Genomic DNA, 21,306 nt, shown 5'->3' on the forward strand with positions numbered 1-21,306 from the left:
CATGCGACATATCATCCTGACATTCCTGCTCGCAGCGAGCTGCGCCGGCGCCAGCGCCGGCACCGCCGCGCCGCTCAGCATCACCACCGAGCATTCGCCGCCGTCCAGCATGCTGGGACCGGACGGCGTCACCGGCCGCGAGACCGACAAGATCCGCGAAATGATGGCGCGCACCGGCACCGACTACACCATCGACCTGCTGCCGTGGAAGCGCGCCTACATGATGGCGCAGAAGCGCGGCCAGACCTGCGTCTATTCGACCTCGCGCACGCCGGAGCGCGAAGCGCTGTTCAAATGGGTGGGGCCGACCGACGAGGCCGAGTGGCAGTTCTGGGGCCTGGCCGACCACGAGTTTCCGCTCAAGACCATCGAGGACGCGCGCAAGCTGCGCATCGGCACCTATGTCGGCAACGCCAGCGACGACTACCTGCGCAGCCGCGGCTTCAACGTCGACGCCGTCAGCAACGATTCGGTCAATCCGCAAAAGCTGCTGCTCAACCGCATCGACCTGTGGGCGGTCGCGATGCGCACCGGCCCCGCGCCGCGCCAGTTCGGCTGGTCGGAGAAGGTGGTGCCGCTGTTGGTGTTCAACCGCGTCAAGGTCTACCTGGCCTGCAATCCAGCGGTGCCGGACGAGTTGATCGACAGACTCAACGCCGCCCTGGCGGAGATGCGGCGCGACGGCACCATGGCGCGGCTGGAACGCAAGTACGACAACTGGGTCCCGAAGTAGACCGCCTCAACGGCGCGCGGTGACGATGGTGTTGGTCGGCAGCACCGCAGTGACGCGCATGCGCTCGTAGTTGTCGATGGCCAGCGCCTCGCCGTCTTCGCTGAACTTCAGCGTGGCGCCATTCTTGGTCACGAACACGCCCGGCGCCACCGCGAAAATCTCGACCCGCGACTCGCCCTTGACGGTGGTGTAGTAGCGATTCAGGCGCTGCGAAAATTTCATCGAGTCGCCATTGCTCAAGGCATAAGCGTTCAAGTAATCCTGGAACTCCTGCGGCGCCAGATGGTAGGCGGCGGGCGCCGTGATCCGCACCGCATCGCCGGCGGCGTCGGGAGCGGCGGCCTGCGCGCCGGCGGCGAACAGCGAGGTGAAAACGAGGGCGGCGGCGATGCGGGACAGGGTGGATTTCATGGTGTGCTCCAAAAGGTTGTAGGTTCGATTAACTGCCGGGAGCCACCGCTGTGATTGGGTTGTTGAGCAGTGGACGTAGGCAGATTAGCAAAGTCCGCCGACAAATTCCGGCACATGCGACGAGCGGTGAAAGCGCGGGCATCAAATGCAAAAAGGCGCGACAAACGGCGCGCCGGCGACGCCGCCCGCTTGAACTGTTGCGCCCGCCATTTTTTTTCGCGCCGACCCGAGACAAACGCCCGAGGTACCGCTATAGTTGGAATATGAGCGAGTTGCCGCATGGCATGTTCGTTTCGCAAGACAAGTTGATAAGACACGTTAGCAACACCGGCCGCGCCCCATCCTGCGCGCCGGCAATGGCGGCCTCGGCTGCTGCGCCCCGCCCTCGCGCCCAGCCCGACACTATGCTGCCTCCATCCTGGCTGGATAGCACACACGCATATGCATACTCTTTACAAAATCCGATCCGCACTGCGGAAAAATTACATTCGCGCCGCGTTGGCGGTGGCGGTGCTGGCGCTGATCGCGCTGTTCAGCTGGCGCGCCGACGTGCCGCAGGACGCCGCGCCGATGTTGCGCTCGCAGGACATCGCGCAGATCACCGCGTTGCCGGCCCAGCGCGCCAAGCTGGACTACCTGCTGGTGGCGCTGCCGCAATCGGACGCGCCGCGCTACATCTACAAGATGAAGGGCGATCCGATGCTGTACGTGGTCAAGGTGCCGGGCAGCACGCACCTGAGCCTGGAGCGCGAAGTCCTGCTGCGCAACAATATCCCCTACGCCATCGCGCGCGACGACTACCTGGCGTCGCACAAGGCGCTGCTGCAGGACGACGACAGCGGCATCATGGCGCGCACCGGCGGCTTCCTGCGCCGGCACGCGGTCGACATTCTGCTGGTCGGCCTGGCGCTGTTCCTGCTGCGCCACGCGCTGCCGGGCATGGGCGTCTCCGCCAGCGTGCTCAACCCGGACCAGCTGGGGGGCAGCATGGACGACCTGATCGGCATGGAAGACATCAAGCAGGAAGTGCTGCACCTGGAGGACATGATCCGCAACCGCGCCGTCTACCGCGAGCACGACATCGACAAACCGTTCAACGTCATGCTGACCGGCCCGGCCGGCACCGGCAAGACCAAGCTGGCCGGCTACCTGGCCAAGCGGCTCGACGTGCCGCTGATCCAGGCCTCGGCCTCGGCGCTGGAATCGGGCTACATCGGCGGCGGCTCCAAGGCGCTGCACGCGCTGCACCGCAAGGCCTGCGCGCGCGGCAGCTGCATCATCTTCCTCGACGAAGCGCAGGGCCTGTTCATGCCGCGCGGACGCGGCGAAAAGAAATGGGAAGACGACACCGCCAACACCCTGCTCGGCCTGCTCGACGGCGTGCGCAGCGACCAGGGCGCGGGCGTGATCTGGGTGGTCGCCTCCAACTTCGACGACGCCTCGTCGCAGATGGACGAAGCGATGCTGCGCCGCTTCTCGGTCAAGATCAACTTCCGCCTGCCGAACAAGAGCGAACGGCGCGAACTGCTGCGCGCCTTCCTGGGGCGCAAGGCCGACGGCTGCGTCGACTGGGAGGAATTGCAGCTGGACCAGGTCGCGGAAATCACCGCCAACCTCAGCCCGGCGCTGCTGCAGACGGTGGTCGAGCGCGCCAGCATGATCGCGATCCAGGAAAAAGCCATCATCAACACCGAGCTGATGTTCCGCGCCTTCGAACGCGCCACCATCGGCCTGACCGACCGCGCCACCACCGCCGAAAAGACCCGGCAGCGCGAACGCGTCGCCCTGCACGAGCTGGGCCACTTCTTCATGCAGATCGACCCGTGGCTGCGCGAAGGCATGACGCTGGCGCAGGTGAAGGAACGCTCGCCGCTGCTGAAGATCAGCACCGAATCGGTGTCCAAGCTGGGCGCGCTGGGCTATGTGCTGTCGGCCTCGGACGACGTCGCGCTGCGCACGCTGGAGGAGCTGGAACGCGACGTGATCCAGCTGTACGGCGGCGTCGCGGCCGAGGAACTGTTCTACGGCGCCCGCGGCATCTCGGTCGGCAGCCAGAACGACATCCAGAAAGCCACCACGATGCTGGACCTGATGGTCAACAAGCTATCGATGTACTCGCGCTCCAAGCTCGACTACAGCCAGTTCAAGAACCAGGAGAACGACCTGGACCAGGTGCAAGCCAAGGCGGACGAGCTGTATAGCTACACCTTGCAGTCGATCGGCGACTACCGCGCGCAGATCAGCGAGCTCAAGGATGTGCTGATGGATCAGTACGTACTGTCGAAGGACGCCATCTTCGCGCTGATGGAACAACAGCAGTCGCACGCGGCGGCGCAAGTAGCGGCGTGAGCGCGCGTTATCGATGGCAGGGAAACTTGTTCAAAGATAAAAAACATTGGTGGTGGGCTTGCGGCGGGTCGGCAAATCAGTGATAATGCGGGTCGCGTTGCCTCGGTGGTGGAACTGGTAGACGCAGCGGACTCAAAATCCGCCGCCGCAAGGCGTGCCGGTTCGATTCCGGCCCGAGGCACCAAAACTCAGCTGCAAGATGTATAAGAAATCGCAAAACCCGCTTGTCTCATCGGAGCAGCGGGTTTTTTGTTGTCTAAATATCTTGGGCGATATGGCTATTATGTCGGGCCGGCGGGCACTCATCACGCGCGTGTCACCACCACTTCCAGATATTCCCCCGGCACCACCAGCGACGTTTCCCCGGCCGTGTTGAAGCGGTCCAGCAAGGCGAACAAATCCTGCTCCAGCGCCAGCACGCCCTGCTCGTCGAGCGCGGCGAAGGCTTTGTGCACCGGGCCGTAGTAGTCGCGGAACACCTGCATCCAGTGCGCCGGCGAGGCGTAGCGGAAGTTGAAATGCTTGCGCTCGATGTGCAGCTTCGCGGCGCCGCCGCCGAACAGCTCGCGCAGATATTCTTCCGTGCCCCACAGCGCCGGCGACTTCACGCCGGCCGGCGGCGGCAAATATTTACCGATGGTCTTGAACAACTGGCCGACCACGCCGTCCGGCGTCCAATTCGCCATGCCGAGACGGCCGCCGCCGCGCACCACGCGCAGCATCTCGGCCGATGAACGCGCGTGGTCCGGCGCGAACATGATGCCGAAGGTCGACAGCGCGACATCGAAGCTGCCGTCTTCGAACGGCAACTCCTCGGCGTCCGCCACCTGGAACTGCACCGTCAAACCTTCGGCCTCGGCGCGGCGGCGGCCTTTGTCCAGCAGCGCCGGCACGTAGTCGGTCGAGGTGACCTGGGCGAAACGGTGCGCGGCGGCCAGTGTGGCGTTGCCGTTGCCGGCCGCGATATCGAGCACGCGCTCGCCGGCGCGGATGTCGCTGGCCTCGGCCAACTCTTCCCCGACGATTTGCAGCGTGACGCCGACCACGGCGAAATCGCCGCTGGCCCAGCTCGCCTGTTGGCGTTGTTTTATAGCATTAAAATCTGCGCTCATGACAACCTCCTATGCAAAGATGCCTTAAAGCAAGGGATAATGTGGTGATTCGCCGTACAACAAGGAAGTATAGTCAATGGGTTTCAGAGTGAAAGCCGTCATCGCCGTCGCCGCCGCCTGCCTGCCGCCGGCGGCCGCCGCGCAGGATAGCGAACGGCTGACGGCGCTGGTCAACGCCTACCGCGCCGCGCCGGGCAGTTGCGACGGCGCCGCCGCCGAGCCGATGCAGCCGCTGACGCCGCAGCCGGTGTTGTCGGCCATCCGCCTCGGCCCGGGCGATATCATCGAAGCGGCGCTGGAGCGCGCCGGCTACGCCACCGAGCTGGCCGACGCGCTGTTCATCAGCGGCGCGGCCAACGTCCAGGGTGCGATGGCGGCGCTGCGCAAGCGCTACTGCGCCACGCTGCTCAGTCCCGCCTACGCCGCGATCGGCGCCTACCGCAGCGGCGCCGACTGGACCGTGATCCTGGCGCGCCCGGCGCCGCCGCCGCCGTCGATCAGCTATCCCGATTGGCGCGACGCCGGCCAGGTCATCCTTGCCGGCGTCAACGCCTTCCGCGCCGAGGCGCGCACCTGCGGCAAGCAGGCCTATCCGCCGGCGCCGCCGCTGCGCTGGAATCCGGCGCTCGGCGCGGCGGCGCTGGCGCACAGCCAGGACATGGCGGCGCAGCGCTACTTCAGCCATGTCGCCAAGGACGGCAGCTTGGTCGGCGCCCGTTCGCTGCGCGCCGGCTACGCCTGGCAGCGCATCGGCGAGAACATCGGCTTCGGCCAGAATACGCCGCAGGCCGCGCTGGACGGCTGGCTGACCAGCCCCGGCCACTGCGCCAACATCATGAACCCCGACTTCACCGAGATGGGCGCGGCCTACGGCATGACCGCCGAGCAGCATGCCGGCATCGTCTACTGGACGCAGGTGCTCGGCAAACCGCGCTAAACTAAAGCCTGCACTCTGACGCAGGAGGCGCTATGAAAACTTCCACCATCACCCGCGTCGTCGCCGCCGCCACCGCCGGCGCCAGCGGCCTGACGCTGACCTTCCTTCCTTCCTCGCCCGGCGCCGCCACCTTCGATCCCTTGCTTGACGGCGCCGCCGTTTGCTCGGCGGCACAAACGGGACGCCCGCCGTTGCTGGCGCTCCTGGTGCAGACGCAGGCCGAGACCAAGCCGTTCCAGCCGGCGCAGCAAACGCCGGCGCCGGCGGCCGACGGCACGCCGCCGCTGTATCCGGATCTCGGCAAGCTGCACGTGCCGGTCACCACCGGCAACCGCAAGGCCCAGGCCTACTTCGACCAGGGCATGCGCCTGACCTTCGGCTTCAACCATGCGGAAGCGGCGCGCGCCTTCCGCGCCGCGCAGCAACTCGATCCGAACTGCGCCATGTGCTGGTGGGGCGAGGCGCTGGTGCTCGGCCCCAACATCAACGCGCCGATGTTCCCGGCGGCGGTGGCGCCGGCGGCGGCCGCCGCCGCGCGCGCCTCCAGCCTGGCCGCGCGCGCCACGCCGGCCGAGCAGGCGCTGATCCGCGCGGTGGCGCGCCGCTACGCCGCCGAGCCGCCGCAGGACCGCGCGCCGCTGGACCAGGCCTACGCCGATGCGATGGCCGACGCCGCGCGCGCCTTCCCGGCCAACGACACCATCCAGGTGCTGTTCGCCGAGGCGCTGATGGATTTGTCGCCGTGGGATTATTGGCAGGCCGGCGGCGCCCGGGCGAAAGGCCGCACCGCCGAGATGGTGGCGGCACTGGAATCCGTCCTCAAGCGCAACCCCGACCATCCGGGCGCGAGCCACTACTACATCCACGCGGTGGAAGCCTCGACCCAGCCGGAGCGGGCGCTGCCCTACGCGCGCCGGCTGGCGGCGCAGATCCCCGGCGCCGGCCACATCGTGCACATGCCGTCGCACATCTACTACCGCGTCGGCCAGTACAAGGACGCGCTGCAAAGCAACCTGGACGCCATCGCCATCGATGAAAAATACTTCCGCGGCGCGGCCAGCGATCCGGTCTACAAGGGCGCCTATTATCCGCACAACATCCACTTCGTGATGGTGTCGGCGCTGATGGGCGGCGACGGCAGGACCGCGCTCGGCGCGGCGGCCAAGCTGGACCAGTCGCTGCCGGCGGAGCTGCTGAAGGACTTCGCCGTGATGCAGCCGGTCAAGGCGGCGCCGTACTTCTCGCACGTCCAGTTCAGCAGTCCCGAGACCCTGCTGGCCCTGCCCGATCCCGGCGACGACTTCGCGCTGGTCAAGGCGATGTGGCATTACGCGCGCGCGGTCGGCCACGCGCGCAACGGCGACGTCGCGGCGGGCCGGCGCGAGGTCAAGGCGATCGAGGAGATCGAGGATGGCGGCGCGCTGAAGCCGATCGCCGACGCCAATGTGCCGGCGCAGCAGATCGCGCAGACCGCGCGCGCGGTCGCCAACGGCCGGCTGGCCGAAGCGGCGGGCGACCTGCCGGCCGCCATCGTGGCCTACCGGCAGGCGGTCGAGATCCAGGACGGCCTGCCCTACACCGAGCCGCCGTACTGGTACTACCCGGTGCGGCAGTCGCTGGGCGCGGCCCTGATCCGCGCCGGCAGGAGGGACGAGGCGGAACAGGTGCTGCGCGCCTCGCTGGCGCGCACGCCCAGCAACGGCTGGGCGCTCAGCGGCTTGATGGAGGTGTACCGCCTGCGCGGCGACAAAGCGGCGCTGGAGGCGGCGCGCAAGCGTTTTGCCACCACCTGGCTGGGCGAACCCGGAGGGCCGGCGCTGTCGCGCTTGTAAAGCGGTTCAGTCGTGAGTGTTGCCGAACAGAATTAAAAGATGCGTTCGGTACAGTTTTCCCGTGCATGTATCCGTAGGGCAATGTACTATCTAAGTTGCCCTACATCAAGGAATGCGCCATGGGACTCAAGATCAACGCCGCTCTCTTCTTCGCCGCCTGCCTGCCGCTGGCGGCTTTTGCCGCGCCCGAGTGGAGCGACGCCGGGCAAATCATCCTTGACGGCGTGAACGCGGCCCGTGCCGAAGGCCGCAGCTGCGGCGGCAAGCAATACCCGGCCGCGCCGCCGCTGCGCAGGAATTCGATGCTGGAATCGGCGGCGCTGGGGCACAGCCAGGACATGGCGGCGCAACAATATTTCAGCCACACCGCCAAGGACGGCAGCCGGGCCGACGTGCGCTCGCAGCGCGCCGGCTACGCCTGGCAACGCATCGGCGAGAACATCGCCTTCGGCCAGCCGACGCCACAGGCGGTGCTGGCCGGCTGGCTGAGCAGCCCTGGCCATTGCGCCAACATCATGAACCCCAACTTCACCGAAATGGGCGCCGCCTACGGCCTGACCGCCGAACAGGACGCCGGCGTCTACTACTGGACCCAGATGTTCGGCACGCCGCGCACGGTGGCCCAGGTCCAGCTCGCGCGCGGTTCCTGAAGCGGTTGCCGGCGCAACGCGGAGCGCCGCGCCGGACATGCCATGCTTATTGCCGTTGCGCGGCGGTGGCGTCGCGCGCGGCGCGGAACTCGGCGTCCTTGGACCAGTTAGGCCAGTCCTTCGATTCGGCCAAGTCGCGGCCCAGCGAATACAACATGCCCAGGTCGTGCGACATGCCGGCGAAACTCCACTTGGCGCTCCACTCGTCGGACGGCTGGTGGTAGTTGTTGGTCACATAAGCTTCCTCGGCCTTGTGGCCGGCCTCCAGGCCGCCGTCGACCAGATCGTCGCCCGAACCGTAGGAGATGGCCGGCACGCCGCGCTTGGCGAACGGGAAGTGGTCGGAGCGGAAGAAGTGGCCCGCTTCCGGTTTCGGATCGGGCGCGTACACTAGGTTCCACTGCTTGGCCTTGGCCACCAGCTGATCCAGCAGATCCAGCTTGGCGCTGCCGGAAATGGTGAAGTTGCGCGCCACGCCTTCCGGGCTCAGGGCGTCCATATTGATCACGCCGACGGTGGTCGCCAGCGGATACAAGGGATTGGCCGAGTAGTATTCGGAACCGAGCAAGCCTTTTTCTTCGGCCGTCACCGCCAGGAACACCACGCTGCGCGCCGGCGCCGGGGCCTTGCCGTAGACGCGCGCCAGTTCCAGCAGCGCGGCGATGCCGGTGCCGTTGTCGACCGCGCCGTTGTAGATCTTGTCGCCCTTGGCGTCCGGCAGGCCGATGCCCAGATGGTCCCAGTGGCCGCTGTAGATCACGGTCTGGTTCGGCGCCTTGGTGCCGGCGATGCGCGCCGCCACGTTCTTCGACGTGATGACCTGCGCGTCCACCGCGTAGTGCGCCGACAGCGTCACGCCCTTCAGCTCGACCGGCTTGAATTCGCGCGTCTGCGCCAGTTTCTTCAGCGCCTCGAAATCCTGGCCGCCGCGCTTGAACAGATCGGCCGCCAGGTCGCGCTGGATCCACGACTCCATGGTCGCGTGCGCCAGCTTCGGCTGCTTGCGCACGATGTCGTACATGACGTTGGTGTTGGAGTTCTTGACCGTGTTCCAGCCGTAGGAGGCCGGCGCGGTCTCGTGCACGATGATGGTGCCCAGCGCGCCGCGCTTGGCCATCTCTTCATACTTGTAGGTCCAGCGGCCGTAGTAGGTCATGGCCTTGCCGCCGAAGTCGCCGGCGCCGGTCTCGAAGTCCGGGTCGTTGATCAGCACCACGGCCAGCTTGCCCTTCAGGTCCTGGCCCTTGAAATCGTCCCACTTGCGCTCCGGCGCGGTGACGCCGTAGCCGACGAACACCAGCGGCGCGTTCTTGAAGTCGACCTGCCTGGAACCGTCCATGGCGGCGCGCACCGCCATGTCGTCGCCCTGGCGGATTTCCTGCGCGCCCTTGGCGTCGTTGATGGTCAGCTTGACCGGGCCCTTGATCTCGAAGCGGCCCAGCGGCACGTCCTGGGTCCAGACCCGCTTGCCCTTGACCAGGTCGCCGCCCGGTTGCAGGCCGGCGGCCTTGAATTGTTCGATCAGGTAGGCGACGGTCTTGGTCTCGCCGGCGGTGTTCGGGCCACGGCCCTCGTATGCGTCGGACGACAGCGTTTTGACGTCCTGCGACATGCGCTTGGCGTCGAACTCGGGACCGGCGGCGTGCGCCGAGGCGGCGGCGACCAGCGACATTACAAGCATGGTGTTTTTCAAGCGTCTCTCCATCAAGTCAAGCAAAGAAGCGAGGATAGTGCCACGAAACACCGCACCGGGCAATGCCGCCGCGCCGGCGACCCGGCATTATTTCCGCACGGTGATTTAACGCACGGTGGCGCCGGCGGCGGCGGCGCAGACTGAAGCTCCCCAATGCTGCGGAGAGCGCCATGCCCGAAGGACCATCGATCGTCATCCTGCGCGAACAGGCGGCCGGCTTTGTCGGCAAGACCATCCAGCGCGCGCACGGCAACAGCAAGGGCATCGACTTCGACGCGCTGGCCGGCCAGCCGCTGCTGGACTTGCGCAGCTGGGGCAAGCACTTCCTGATCCAGACGCCGGAGGTCGCGCTGCGCATCCATCTGATGATGTTCGGCAGCTACCGCATCAACGAGCGCAAGGACAGTCCGCCAAGGCTGAGCCTGGAATTCGACGACAGCGGGGAATTGAATTTCTACGCCTGCTCGGTCAAGCGGCTGGAGCACGACCTCGACCGCGAATACGACTGGCGCGGCGACGTGATGTCGGCGCAATGGGAGCCGGCGTGGGCGCTGAAGAAGCTGCGCGCCGAACCGGACACGCTGGTGTGCGACGCGCTGCTGGATCAGACCATCTTCGCCGGCGTCGGCAACATCATCAAGAACGAGGTGCTGTTCCGCATCCGCCTCCATCCGCTGTCCACCGTCGGCGCGCTGCCGGCCGCCAAGTTGCGCCAGCTGGTGGCGCAGGCGCGCGCGTACAGTTTCGATTTCCTCAAATGGAAAAAGGCCTCGGTGCTGAAGCAGCACTGGCTGGCGCACACCAGGAAGATCTGTCCGCGCTGCGACATCCCGTTCCACAAGGGCCACCTGGGCAAGACCAGGCGCCGCAGCTTTTTCTGCACCAACTGCCAGAAACAATATCCGGCGCCGGCCGCGCTTACACCAGTCCGGTCAGATAGTAGACCGCGATCACAAAGAACACCGCCAGCGTCTTGATGACGGTGATGGCGAAGATCTCCTTGTAAGATTGCCGGTGCGTCAGCCCGGTCACCGCCAGCAGCGTGATGACGGCGCCGTTGTGCGGCAAGGTGTCCATGCCGCCGCTGGCCATCGCCACCACGCGGTGCAGCACCTCCAGCGGAATCTGCGCCGCATGGGCGCCGGCGATGAAGGCATCCGACATCGCCGCCAGGGCGATGCTCATGCCGCCCGAGGCCGAGCCGGTGATGCCCGCCAGCGAGCTGACCGACACCGCCGCATTGACCAGCGGATCGGGCACGCTGCGCAGCGCGTCGCTGACCGTCAGGAAACCCGGCAAGGCCGCGATCACGCCGCCGAAGCCGTACTCGGAGGCGGTGTTCATCGCCGCCAGCAGCGCGCCGCCGACCGCGACCTTGGTGCCGTCGGCGAAGCTGTCGCGCACCCGCGCGAACGCGGTCGCCAGCACCAGCAGGATGCCCAGCAACAGCGCGCCCTCCACCGCCCAGATGCCGATCACGCTCTTGATCGGCAGCGTCACCGGCGCGTGCAGGCCGGGCAAGGCGTCGGCCGTCAGCGCGTAGCTGTCGCCGTACCAGCCGGGGATCATCTTGGTCAGCGTGAAGTTGGCCACGCCCACCAGCACCAGCGGCGCCACCGACAGCAGCGGATGCGGCAACGCGCCGGCCACGCCGCCCTGCGCCGCCTTGTCCTTGTCGCCGGTGACGCCGTAGCCCTCGCCGCTCGCCATCGCGGCGCGGCGGCGCCATTCCAGGTAAGTCAGCCCGACCACGATGATGAACAGCGAACCGATCGTGCCCAGCCACGGCGCCGCCCAGCCGGTGGTCTTGAAGAAGGTGGTGGGAATGATGTTCTGGATCTGCGGCGTGCCCGGCAGCGAATCCATGGTGAACGAAAACGCCCCCAGCGCGATCGCGCCCGGCATCAGCCGCTTCGGGATATTACTTTGACGATACAGCTCGGCCGCGAACGGATACACCGCGAACACCACCACGAACAGCGACACGCCGCCATAGGTCAGCAAGGCGCACACGGCCACGATCACCGCGTTGGCGCGCGAACGGCCGATGTACTTGATCGCCGCCACCACGATGGACTCGGAAAAGCCGGACAGCTCGATCAGCTTGCCGAACACCGCGCCCAGCAGGAATACCGGGAAATACAGCTTGATGAAGCCGACCATCTTGTCCATGAAGATGCCGCTGAACACCGGCGCCACCGCGCCGGGATCGGTCAGCAGCACCGCGCCGAGCGCCGCGATCGGCGCGAACAGGATCACGCTGTAGCCGCGATACGCGGCCAGCATCAGGAACGCCAGCGCGGCGAGAACAATGAGAAATGACATGCGGACGCCTGTAAGGGTGGAAATAACTTGCTCATTGTAGTCGCAGTCGCGCCGGCCCAACCGCGCAGTAGTACGTAGCCGGGCGCGTCAATCGGGCGCGCGCGTCACCCGGCACCACTGGTAGGGGTAGGGTTCCTTGCCGACCGCCGCCTGGTACACCACGCAACTGGCGGCATCGACGCCCAGCCCGAAGCGCGCCATGTCGCGGCCGGCGGTGCGGACGATCTCGCGGTCCAGCGCGGCCAGGTCCAGCTGATGCTGCGGCGGCAAATCCAGCGTGCAGCCGCCGGACGGCAGGCCGCGCAGCGTGGCCTGGAAACGGATGTGCCGCATCAGCCAGGCCAGCTTGCCGCAGCCGGCCGCGTCGTCGGTCAGCCCCAGCGCCCGCGCGGCGGACAGCTTGCGCTGCAAGGCCGCCAGCTTTTCATTCTTGCTCGACGCCAGCATCACATAGTGCGGCCCCGGCCGCTCGGCGATGACGTCGCGCAAGCGCTGCAGATAGCCCGGCGATTCCGGCATGCCGCCCAGCCGCACCACCCGCGCCTGCGGCGGCATGAACATCGCCATCCAGCCCATCGGCGGATGCAGGTGGGCGATGAAGATCACGCTGGACGCCGGCGCGGCCATCGCCGGAACCTGGGCCTCGACGTTGCGGTCGGCCCACGGCGCATGGCCCCAGTTGGCGACCGGGAACACCGACAGCGCCAACAGCGCCACGCTCACGCCCGCCAGGCGGCGCGCCAGCGGCGCCGACGCCACCACGCCGTGCCACAACAGCCAGATCACCAGCGGCGCGATCAGCTCCAGCGGCACCAGATAGCGCTGGATGCTGAACAGCCGCATCCACACCAGGTAGCCGATGCCGGTGAACAGCAGCACCAAGCCGCCGCGCGCGTCGGTGCCGGCGGTGCGGCGCCGCAGCCGCATCGCGATGAACAGCGCGCCCAGCAGATACATGACGGGCCAGAGCGCCAGCTTCATCGGCAGCTCGCCGACGCGCACCGGATCCAGCGCGAAGACGAACGGCCACAGCAGATTTTCCAGCAGGCCCCGCGGCAGGAAGATGCTGGCGATCACGCCGGCTTCGGGCGCGAGCGGACTGTGAAACAGGTTGTTAAATTGCGGGAACAGCGGATTGCCGAACACCTGCCACATCTTGAGGAACCACCAGCCGGCCGTCAGCGCGATGCCGCCCAGCACGCCGACGCCGAACACGAACGCCAGCCACAGCCGGCGCCACGGCGCCAGCGGGATCGCCAGCAAGGCCAGGCACATCGCCACCGCGTAGACCGCGTTGGTCAGCTTCAGACCGCTGGCCGCGCCCATCAACAAGCCGCCGCCCAGCGCGGCCAGCGCCGCCGCCGCGCCGGGACGGCGCATGGCGTCCCAGTGATGCACCAGCATCAACAGCGCGCCCAGCACCGGCAATGCGGTCAGGTTGTCGCCCATGGTGTTGCCGAGCTCGCTCAGGAAGCCCGGCGTGAACATGCCGGCGCCGGCCAGCAACAGCGCGACGCGCCGGTCGCCGCACAAGCGCCGCGCCAGCGCCGCCAGCAGCACGAAGTTCAGCCCGTGCAACGCGCCCATGCAAAAACCGGCCAGGCGCGGCGGCAAGCAGCGGTTCAGCAGGTAATACGGCAGTTCCAGGGTCGGATTGAAATAGCTCTGGAACGCGCCGGGCGCCAGGTCGAAACCGATGCGGCCGTTGAGCAGCGCGTACACGTTGTACAGGTGATAGTTGCGCATGTCCCAGCCATCGTCCTGGCCGCTGGCCAGCGACACCAGTCCCAGCAGCAAAGGCGCCAGCACGGCGGCGACCAGCCCGGCACGCGGATGGTTGAGGAAGGCGGTACGGCGCGCGCACCAGGCGTCCAGCGCCGCCAGTCGGACAAGGAGAACATCCATGCTGCTCACTCAGGATTTGAAGACGAGGTATTTGGCGCTCAGGAAGTTGACGCTCATGCCGGCCAGCGAGCCGACCGCCACGCCCAGCGCGGGCAGCCATGCCGCCGCCGGCAGCAGCCACAGCACCAGCGTGTAGGCGCCGAGGTTGAGCAGCGCGCCGCCGCTCATCGCACCCAGATAGCGCCACCACTCGGCCCATTGCGAGCCGGACGGGGTGAAGGTATAGCGGCGGTTGATGCGCCAGGTGACCAGCACCGCCGCCAGGAACGACAGCACGCGGCCGGTGTAATGGTCGCAACCCAGCGCCAGCGCGGCGTACAGCACGGCGACGTCCGCCGCCAGACCGATCACGCCGGTGGCGGCGAAGCGCAACAGCTGCGTGGCGGCTTTAGCCATGTTCCGGCCGTCGCGGTGCGGCCACCGCCAGGTAGGCAAAGCGCTTCTGTTCCAGGCGGCCCTTGGTGACGGCGTCGAGCACGATGCCGCACACCAGCAGAATCACGCCCAGCAGCATCATCGACGCGCACAGCGTGGCGGTCGGCAGCCTGGGCACCAGGCCGGTTTGCAGATAGGTGGCGACCAGCGGCTGCGACAGCAGCAACGACAACAGCACGCAGGTGCTGGCGAAGATCGAGAAGAAGGCCAACGGCCGCTCCGATTTGAACAAGCGCAAAATGGTGCCAAGGATGCGCACGCCGTCGCGATAGGTGTTGAGCTTGCTGACCGAGCCTTCGGGCCGCGACTTGTACACGGTGGACACTTCGGCCACCGGCATGCGCAACGCCAGCGAATGCACCGTCAGCTCGGTCTCGATCTCGAAGCCGGCCGAGTGCGCGGCGAACGATTTGACATAGCGGCGCGAGAACACCCGGTAACCCGACAGAATGTCGGTGAAGGTGCGGCCGAAGATGAACGAGACACAGCCGGTCAGCATCGCGTTGCCGAAGCGATGGCCGAGGCGATACGCGGCCTGTTCGGTGGTGACGCGGTTGCCGACCACCATGTCCAGCCCCTCGCCCAGCAAGCGATCGACCAGCTGCGGCGCCACGCTGGCGTCGTAGGTGTCGTCGCCGTCGACCATCACATAGGCGTCGGCCTCGATGTCGGCGAACATGCGGCGCACCACGCTGCCCTTGCCCTGCGCCGGCACGTTGCGCACCACCGCGCCCGCCTCGCGCGCGATGCGCGCCGTGTCGTCGGTGGAATTGTTGTCGAACACATAGACTTGCGCCTGCGGCAGGTAGGTGTTGAAATCGCGCACGATGGCGGCGATCGTCAGCGCTTCGTTATAGCAGGGCACCAGGATGGCGATACGTGGAGTCATGACGCGGGTTGGTGGTAGTGAACAAGGCAGCTATTATAACTTCATCCAAAATTTTGTTATGAAAAAGGAAAAATTGTCGTTCCGTGAAGCACCGGATATTGATTGACGCCCACTGGCGCGGCTGCAATACTGGGATATCGCAGCTCGTACTGGACGCCATGACCGCACCACGCGCCTCGCTCAAAAGCGACGGCAGGTTTTCGCTCAACTGGGGCTATCTCAACGCGATCGCCAACGGCGTGTCGGCGATCGACCTGGGCGCGCTGGCCTTGCGCAACCTGCACGACGCGCGCCAGTTCGTGCGCGAATACGGTTTCGACCTGGACCAGCCGGCGGCGCCGGCGCTGATCCGCAAGGCGCACCGCGAAGCGGTCGATTTCATCCTGTGCAGTTTTCTCGCCCCCGGCCAGGCGGCGCTGATCCCGCCCGAGGTGTCGCATCCCGACGATCCGCTGCAGCTGCTGGTGTACGCCTCGCTGCGCGGCCAGCAGGTCGACGCGCGGCGCATGTGGTCGTGCGCGGTGCTGAAGGTGATGCACGGTATCTTCTACATCGACAACAACCTCAAGCTGCGCCACTTCCACGCCATCCGCGCCCAGGTGTTCGGCTCGCTCGACGAGGTGATCCTGCACGACGGCGAGCGCCACTACCTCAGCGACGGCGAGATCTGCCTGCCGATGCTGCACTACGACCGCAAGGACAACAAGGGCCGCAACAGCATCCTGCTCAAGCTGCTGCAAAAAGCCGCTTACCTGGCGGCCGACATCTTCGACCATCTGGGCGTGCGGCTGGTGTTCGCCACCCGCTTCGAATGCCTGCTGGCCCTGCGCAGCCTGCAGCGCGCGCACTTGCTGTCGGTCACCAACGTCGACGCCGGCCGCACCCGCAACACCCTGCTCGATCTCGACGCGGCCAAGCAGATCTTCACCAAGTACCGTGCCCGCCTCGAGCACAGCGACGAGTATCCGCTGGCGCTGCTGCGGATCATGGACGCCGAGCTGGCCGAACTGTCGCAGCCGCAGACCCGCTGCGACAACCCGCACAGCGGCGAAGGCTTCAGCAGCATCCAGATCACGGTGCGCAAGATGATCCACGTGCAGCAGCTGGACGCCGCGCCGGAGCAGGATTACGACGTCGGCTTCTTCTTCGAGTACGAGATCCAGCTGATGGACGAGGCCAGCTACCAGCGCAGCCTGAGCGGTCCGGCCAGCCACGACGCCTACAAGCGGCGCCAGCTGGACACCGCGCGCGGCCGCGTGTTCGGCCGCGACCTGATCCGCTGGATCGAGCGCCAGCCCGCCGTCTAGCGGTGCGCCGCCGATCCGCGCGCCGCCCTACCATGGAGCAGGAGGCAACGATGAAGAGAACCCTTGCAATGTGGATCGGCGCCGCCGCCGTTGGCGCGGCCGCCCAGACGCCGACGCCGCCCCCGCAGCCGCCGACGCGGGTGACCGTCAGCGCGCCGCGCGACCCGGTCGACAAGTCGTATCGCAAGATGATCGCCGGCATGGACCGCTTCGAACGCGACCACGCGCTGGCGCCGCAGGCGACGCTGCGCTTCCAGCTGCTGCCGCGCCTGCCCAGCACGCGGCTCGACGGCATCACCCTGCGCGTGGTCGGCGACACCACGGCGCTGCCGGTGGCGGTCGCGCCCGACCACACCTTCACGCTGCCGCGCGACGCGCTGGCGCTGCGGCAGGACGCGGCGCTGCTCGCCAGCAGCAAGACCGCGACGCTGACCTGGCGCGCCCAGGTGCGCAGTCCGGACGTGCCGCCCGGCATGCGCCGCCTCGGCGACCTGCGGCTCGAATGCCGGGTCGGGGTCGAGGCCGGGCTGCTGTCGAACAACTCGCGCCTGTTCGCCTGGCTGGGCGAGGTGCTGACCGACCCCGACCGCGTCTGCTCCGCGCCCGACGGCAACTACCTGCTATTCGCCGAACGGCCGCTGTTCAGCGTCACCCTGCGCGACGGCGCCCGCATCGCCACCTTGCCGCTGGCCGCGCTGTACGCCGGCGGCACGCAGACGCCGGCCACCCTGCCCTTCTGCGATTGCCAGGTCTTGCTGGACCGCAGCTACTACGCGCCGCTGTGGGACCGCGCCTGGTCCGACGACACGCTGCTGTCGTTCGAGGACATCGACGCCCCGCCCGGCCCGCTGAACGCCGCGGTCGCGCCCGACCACCGCAGCGTCGAGCAGATGCGCGCCAGGCTGGGGCCGGCGGCGCAGATGATCGAGTTCGACAGCGGCTATCAGGTGTGGCGCTACGCCTACCCGTCGGCCGGCAAGGGCCTGGCGGAATTCGTGGTGCTGTTCGGCGCCGACGGTCTGGCGCGCAAGGCACGATTGAGCGAAGCCTTGTAATGGCGGCGGTGTTGGATCATCATGGACGCATGAAAACCTCCCTCGGCACGCTGTCGCGCCTGGCTCCGGCCAGCCTGCTGATCCTGGTCGCCTGCGCCGGTGCGCAAGCGCCGCCGACGCCGTCCGCATCGCCGCCGGCCGGGCCGGAAGCCACCGCCGCGCTGTGGCGGCAAGTCCAGAAGGCGAACGCCGACACCGCGTGCGACGGCGACAGCCAATGCCACAGCCTGGGCGTCGGCGCCAAGGCCTGCGGCGGGCCGGAGCGCTACCTGGCCTGGTCCAGCAAGCAAAGCGACGGCGCCGCGCTGAAGGCGCTGGCGGAACAGCACAGCGCCGCGCGCCGCGCCGACGACGCGCGCGCGGCCATGATGTCGACCTGCTCGCTGGTCAGCGATCCCGGCGCCGTCTGCCGCGCCGGCCGCTGCGTGCTGAACGCCGCGTCGCCGGGCTCGCCCGGCGGTCCAGCGAACCAGAAATAAAAAAAGCCCCGCACATTGCTGTGCGGGGCTTCGATTGCCGGCCAAGGATTAGAAGGCCAGGCGTTCCTTGTCGCGCGAGTTTTTAAACAGCGGCAGCGGATCGGTGGTGTCGATCTCGACCTGGGTCGAGCCCTGGAAGGCGCCGTTCAGCAGGAAGTTCACCATGCCGAAGTAGCGTTTGCCGACCGGCAGCGCCGACCAGCTCATGCCGACCGTCGCGGTACCGCCGATGGTAGCCGCGCCCGGCACGTTGACCTTGAAGTTACCAGCGGTCGACGTCGGTTGCAGAACCCAGCTCGACAGCTTGTAGTTCGCCGAACCGCCCACCGGCGCGTAGCCGATCACGCACACTTTGTAGGTGCCGGCCGCCGGAGCGTTCAGCACCACCGACTCGTTGGCGGTCCCGCCGCCGCTGCTGCCCACCACCGAGGTGCCGGTGATGACCACCAGGTCGAGGTCGGACACGCCGCCGCCGCTGGTGTCCTCGTCATACAGCGAGAAGCGCGCCGCCAGGGTGCCGGCCGGAATCGTCACCGTATGCAGGTTGACGCCGGTGGCGCCGCCCGCATAGCACTGGTTGGAGGTGTTGGCGTTGGTGTTGGCCTGTCCGACGACACGGCTTTCCACGGTGGCCGGCGCCAGCGCCTTGACCGCGCTCATCGCGCCGCTGAAGCCGGTGCCGACGGTCAGGATCTTGCTGCCGGTGGCCGCTTCGCTGGACACGATGGCCGGGGCCGCCAGCGCGCTGCCGCGCACCGTCAGCGGGCTGCGCACGGTATGGGTGCCGTCGGTCCAGACCAGCTTGCCGTAGGCCCAGGTGTCGATCGGCGCGGTGGTGCGCGTGACCTTGACCGTGAAGGTGCCGGAGGCGCCGGCGCCGAGCGTCAGCGTGGCCGGCGACACCACCACCGTGTAGCCGGGAACGGCGGCGCTGGCGTTGTAGGTGGCGCGGGCGTCGCCGACGTTGGTGACGGTGCGGGTCAGCGTCATCGAACCAAGCACGTTGCCAGCGGTCAGCGAGGCCAGGTTCAGATTCTGCGCCGCGATGCCGCCACCGGCTGCGCTGCATTGGGCGGTGGTGTAGACCTGACCCTGGCCGCACATGAAGCGGATGTATTCGATCGGCTGGATGTCGTACACCAGGCCCGGGTCGGCGGCCGTGGTCGGTGCGATGTGGCCGGCGCCCTGGCCCCATGGCAGGGTGCCGGTGGTGCGCGCGGTGGCGTCCCAGGCTACCGCGCCGTTCAGACCGTCGCTATAGGTGTCGGTGGCGGTGGTCATCAGGGCCGACTTGATGGCGGCCGGGGTCCAGCCCGGATGACGCTGTTTCAGCAGCGCGGCGATGCCGGCCACGTGCGGCGAGGCCATCGAGGTACCGGTGTAGAACGCCCAGTCGGTGGCGGGCGCCACGCCGCCGGCGGCCACGGCGTTGCGCTGCGCCGGGGTCAGGTCGGCGGAGACGGCGGCCAGGATGTCGGTGCCCGGCGCGGTCAGGTCGGGCTTGAGGATGTTGGCGTTGGCCACGTTCGGTCCGCGCGACGAGGAGCCGTTCATGATCGGCGCCTTGACGGCCGGATCGAAGGTCGGACGCGTGTTGTTCAGCGCGGCGGTGCCGGCGTTGCTGGCGGCGATGTAATCCTTGACGATCTTGCCGTTTTCCTTGGTGATGTGCAGCGTCGAAATGCTGTGCGGCTGGTTGATGATGGTCGCGTTGCCGCCCTCGACGTTGGCGATGATCACGCCGACCGCGCCGGCGTTCTTGCCGTTCGCGCTCTTGTTGACCAGCACGTTGTTGCCGCGGTCGCAGACCAGCACCTTGCCGGCCACCTTGGCCGGATCGAGCAGCGGTGCGACGCTGTCGGCGGCGCCGAAGCATTGCGCCAGGGTGGCCGGGTTGGCGCCGGCCAGGCCGGCGTCCTTGGCCAGGATCAGCGTGGCCGGCGGGGTGTTGGCGTTGCTCGACGCGCCGGTGACCTTGGTGCCGCTGCCCAGCACGGCGTCGGCCAGGTAGATGCGGTCGTGGGTCGAGTTGCCGACGGTGGTCAGCCATGGGCTGATATGCGACACTGGCGCCGGCGCGGTGGCGGTCGGGCCGGAATTGCCGGCCGAGGCGGCGACGAACACGCCGGCCGCGGCGGCGCCGAAGAAGGCTTGTTCGGTCGCTTCGTCGAAGGCGCCGCCGCCGGCGCTTGGGCCGATCGAGAAGTTGATGACGTTGACGCCGTCCTTGACCGCCTGGTTGATCGCCGAGACGCTGTTGGAGGTGGCGCAGCCGTTCTTGGCGGTGACGCCGTCGGTCCAGCACACCTTGTAGGCGGCGATGCGCGCGCGCGGCGCCATGCCGGTGATCTTGCCCAGGTTGACGCCGTTGGTGGTGACGGTCACGCCGGCATTGCCGCCGGCGGTGCTGGCGGTGTGGTCGCCGTGGCCGCCTTCGCCGCTGGAACCGCCCACCGAGTCACGCGGCGAGTTGAATTCGCTCCAGTGCAGCGTCTGGGCGGCAGGCTTGTAGAAACGCGCGCCGATCAGCTTGTTGTTGCAGTTCTGTACGCCGAAGCCTTCGCCGGTGTCGCAGGCGCCCTTCCAGCTGGCCGGCGGCGCGTCGTAGACGCGGGTGGCGCCGCTGTGGCTCGGATTGCCGCTCTCGTCGACGCGGTCGGCAAAGCTCGGCTGCTCTGGCCAGATGCCGCCGTCGACGATGCCGATGACGATGTTCTCGCCGGCCGCGCCCTTGCCGCCCAGCTGTTCCCACAGGCCGCCGGCCTTGTCCAGACCCAGGAAGGCCGGGGTGTAGCTGGTGTCCATCTGCATGATGGAGTCGGCGGTGATGGCGGCGACGCCGGCGTTTTTCTTCAGCGCGCGCACCTCGTCGTCGGTCAGCAGCGCCGAGAAGCCGTTGAACACGACGTCGTATTTGTTGGTGATCTCGGCCGCGTTGACGGTGTTGATGACGGCCGCCTGCTTGGTTTCCAGATAGCTGATGTAGGCTTGCACTTCGGCCGCGTCGACGTTCAGGCGCTGGCCCTGGGCCGGCATGGTGGCGGCCAGGCCGGCGACCTGGCCGGTGTAGGTGGCGGCCGGCTTGTCGGTCAGTTGCACGATGTAGGAACGGCGTTCGGTGTCGGCCGAGGCGGTGACCGCCAGCGTGGACAACAACACCAGGACAGCGGTGGAGATAGGACGGAGTTTCATGT

17 protein-coding genes and 1 tRNA gene are annotated in these 21,306 nt (G+C 67.6%); 10 read left to right on the plus strand and 8 right to left on the minus strand.

Translation table 11 applies throughout. The annotated features are described in order from the left end of the window. Window position 1: 1 nt before the first annotated feature. Window positions 2-733 (plus strand): substrate-binding periplasmic protein, encoded by a 732-nt coding sequence (locus GW587_RS00605; RefSeq protein ID WP_166097399.1) that lies wholly within the window; start codon window positions 2-4, stop codon window positions 731-733. Between the two features lie 6 nt (window positions 734-739). On the opposite strand, the gene GW587_RS00610 is transcribed toward GW587_RS00605, so the two are convergent. After that, on the minus strand, window positions 740-1,144 hold the full coding sequence (locus GW587_RS00610) for a hypothetical protein (protein WP_166097400.1): 405 nt from the start codon (window positions 1,142-1,144) through the stop codon (window positions 740-742). A 441-nt stretch (window positions 1,145-1,585) separates the two neighbouring features. Between GW587_RS00610 and GW587_RS00615 the strand changes: the two genes are divergently transcribed. Both GW587_RS00615 and GW587_RS00620 read left to right on the plus strand, forming a co-directional pair. Next, window positions 1,586-3,493, plus strand: coding sequence for an AAA family ATPase (locus GW587_RS00615; protein WP_166097401.1), 1,908 nt, complete (start codon window positions 1,586-1,588; stop codon window positions 3,491-3,493). A gap of 99 nt (window positions 3,494-3,592) precedes the next feature. Next, window positions 3,593-3,677 (plus strand) — tRNA-Leu (locus GW587_RS00620). 121 nt (window positions 3,678-3,798) lie between these two features. Here the strand turns inward: GW587_RS00620 and GW587_RS00625 are convergent. Continuing rightward, entirely contained in the window at window positions 3,799-4,605 is an 807-nt protein-coding gene (locus GW587_RS00625; RefSeq protein ID WP_166097403.1) for a class I SAM-dependent methyltransferase, read from the minus strand. Window positions 4,606-4,681: 76 nt separating this feature from the next. Between GW587_RS00625 and GW587_RS00630 the strand changes: the two genes are divergently transcribed. The 3 genes from GW587_RS00630 to GW587_RS00640 all read left to right on the plus strand — a co-directional run bounded on the left by GW587_RS00630 (window position 4,682) and on the right by GW587_RS00640 (window position 8,024). Continuing rightward, window positions 4,682-5,542 carry a CAP domain-containing protein gene (locus GW587_RS00630; protein WP_166097405.1) on the plus strand — a complete coding sequence of 287 codons (861 nt, stop codon included), beginning with the start codon at window positions 4,682-4,684 and terminating at the stop codon, window positions 5,540-5,542. A gap of 32 nt (window positions 5,543-5,574) precedes the next feature. After that, window positions 5,575-7,374 carry a tetratricopeptide repeat protein gene (locus GW587_RS00635; protein ID WP_166097406.1) on the plus strand — a complete coding sequence of 600 codons (1,800 nt, stop codon included), beginning with the start codon at window positions 5,575-5,577 and terminating at the stop codon, window positions 7,372-7,374. Window positions 7,375-7,493: 119 nt separating this feature from the next. Next, on the plus strand, window positions 7,494-8,024 hold the full coding sequence (locus GW587_RS00640) for a CAP domain-containing protein (protein WP_166097408.1): 531 nt from the start codon (window positions 7,494-7,496) through the stop codon (window positions 8,022-8,024). Window positions 8,025-8,070: 46 nt separating this feature from the next. On the opposite strand, the gene GW587_RS00645 is transcribed toward GW587_RS00640, so the two are convergent. Next, complete coding sequence (locus GW587_RS00645; RefSeq protein WP_229259237.1) at window positions 8,071-9,717, minus strand: M28 family metallopeptidase; 1,647 nt, start codon at window positions 9,715-9,717, stop codon at window positions 8,071-8,073. A gap of 170 nt (window positions 9,718-9,887) precedes the next feature. On the opposite strand from GW587_RS00645, the gene GW587_RS00650 reads away from it, so the two are divergent. After that, window positions 9,888-10,694 (plus strand): DNA-formamidopyrimidine glycosylase family protein, encoded by an 807-nt coding sequence (locus GW587_RS00650; RefSeq protein ID WP_166097411.1) that lies wholly within the window; start codon window positions 9,888-9,890, stop codon window positions 10,692-10,694. Here the strand turns inward: GW587_RS00650 and GW587_RS00655 are convergent. From GW587_RS00655 to GW587_RS00670, 4 genes are all read right to left on the minus strand, one after another. Continuing rightward, window positions 10,636-12,042, minus strand: a complete 1,407-nt coding sequence (locus GW587_RS00655; protein WP_166097413.1) for a GntP family permease — start codon at window positions 12,040-12,042, stop codon at window positions 10,636-10,638. The two genes, GW587_RS00650 and GW587_RS00655, sit on opposite strands and share 59 nt — an antisense overlap. An 87-nt stretch (window positions 12,043-12,129) precedes the next feature. Further along, the gene (locus GW587_RS00660) at window positions 12,130-13,947 is read right to left on the minus strand and encodes a cytochrome d ubiquinol oxidase subunit II (RefSeq protein WP_166097415.1); all 1,818 of its coding nucleotides are present in this window, start codon (window positions 13,945-13,947) and stop codon (window positions 12,130-12,132) included. 9 nt (window positions 13,948-13,956) lie between these two features. Further along, on the minus strand, window positions 13,957-14,343 hold the full coding sequence (locus GW587_RS00665) for a GtrA family protein (RefSeq protein ID WP_166097417.1): 387 nt from the start codon (window positions 14,341-14,343) through the stop codon (window positions 13,957-13,959). Then, on the minus strand, window positions 14,336-15,271 hold the full coding sequence (locus GW587_RS00670) for a glycosyltransferase (RefSeq protein ID WP_166097418.1): 936 nt from the start codon (window positions 15,269-15,271) through the stop codon (window positions 14,336-14,338). Before GW587_RS00670 ends, GW587_RS00665 begins: the two co-directional genes overlap by 8 nt. A gap of 158 nt (window positions 15,272-15,429) precedes the next feature. Between GW587_RS00670 and GW587_RS00675 the strand changes: the two genes are divergently transcribed. Genes GW587_RS00675 through GW587_RS00685 form a run of 3 tightly spaced genes read left to right on the plus strand, consistent with a single transcriptional unit; the run spans window position 15,430 to window position 18,112 of the window. Continuing rightward, a complete protein-coding gene (locus tag GW587_RS00675) occupies window positions 15,430-16,578 on the plus strand; it encodes a TIGR04552 family protein (protein ID WP_166097420.1) in 1,149 nt (382 codons plus the stop codon). A 50-nt stretch (window positions 16,579-16,628) separates the two neighbouring features. Then, the gene (locus GW587_RS00680; protein WP_166097421.1) at window positions 16,629-17,633 is read left to right on the plus strand and encodes a hypothetical protein; all 1,005 of its coding nucleotides are present in this window, start codon (window positions 16,629-16,631) and stop codon (window positions 17,631-17,633) included. A gap of 29 nt (window positions 17,634-17,662) precedes the next feature. Continuing rightward, window positions 17,663-18,112 (plus strand): hypothetical protein, encoded by a 450-nt coding sequence (locus tag GW587_RS00685; protein WP_166097423.1) that lies wholly within the window; start codon window positions 17,663-17,665, stop codon window positions 18,110-18,112. 48 nt (window positions 18,113-18,160) lie between these two features. Here GW587_RS00685 and GW587_RS00690 read toward each other — a convergent pair whose 3' ends face one another. Next, window positions 18,161-21,304 (minus strand): S8 family serine peptidase, encoded by a 3,144-nt coding sequence (locus GW587_RS00690; protein WP_166097425.1) that lies wholly within the window; start codon window positions 21,302-21,304, stop codon window positions 18,161-18,163. Between the last annotated feature and the right edge of the window lie 2 nt (window positions 21,305-21,306).

Origin of the sequence: Duganella aceris, assembly GCF_011090165.1 — a bacterium.
GTDB lineage: Bacteria > Pseudomonadota > Gammaproteobacteria > Burkholderiales > Burkholderiaceae_D > Rugamonas > Rugamonas aceris.